Here is an 893-nt window from a genome sequence, read left to right as displayed (position 1 = left end):
TAACGCAAGTTGCAAGTTATAGCATCCCTGCACTCCAGAGCCTATGGAGATTGTAAGAAATTACCGCCATGTAGATTTTCACAAAAAGCCCTGATAAGCTCACAGAATAAGGTCTAAGCCCCAAAAACCTTCTTAATACACTAAAAACACTCTCCGCAAACCTTCTGTATACCCTCTTCACATACTCAACCCACTCACCCTCATACCTCCTCTCCTTCTTTGTCCTTAAAGGCGATAACCTTATGCCCTCCTCCCATAAAACATCCTCCATCTGATAATTCCTGTATGCCTTATCCCCTATGACCTCCCTATCTCCTACACCATAAAAACTCATCTCTGAAAGCCCCTCTATATCGTGTCTGCTACCCTCAAGCAGACAAACTTCTCTGATTAAACCATCAGAACCCATAAGTGTGTTGAGTTTGAAACCATAAAAGTATTCCCTTTTGCTTGGAGTGTATCCTCTGTATACCTCACCTCTCAAGGTTTTGCATGTCCATATGCGGGCGTTTTCACATACCTTGACTGGCATGCAATCAATCAGATAGTATTTATCCCTTCCCTCAGACATCATGGCAAGGTTAAATATGATGCTTTGCATGTGAGGCAATAGTTTTTCAAGCCTTCTTGAGAAAGTGGATTTGTCAGGGACTTTAGGAAACAGATGAGAACAGAAGGCTTTTATCCACTCAAGGGCTTTTGAGTAGTTTCCAGAGAATTCTGTGTGTGCTATGATAGCCATGGTCATTATCTCTGAGCTTGATACGGTTGTCTGAGGCTCGTCATGAATGCCGATGTTTTTGAGCAGGTCATCAATAAGGACGAAGTATGTTACAATTTTCTCTTCTATCATCTTAATCCTCCCTATGGGTTTTCCATGGGGAGCTTTTTTT

Annotated in this window: 1 protein-coding gene; it reads right to left on the bottom strand. The window is 42.0% G+C overall.

Going from position 1 to position 893, the window contains the following annotated elements:
* Positions 1-16: 16 nt before the first annotated feature.
* A partial coding sequence (locus tag ACKRDP_RS09860; RefSeq protein ID WP_409154617.1) for an IS982 family transposase occupies positions 17-893 on the bottom strand: 877 nt, incomplete at its 5' end.

This window comes from Pampinifervens navoyensis (genome assembly GCF_046159715.1).
Taxonomy (GTDB): Bacteria; Aquificota; Aquificia; order Aquificales; family Aquificaceae; genus Pampinifervens.
The sequence above is the reverse complement of the archived record's forward strand: the minus strand, read 5'-3'. Positions and strand labels throughout refer to the sequence as shown.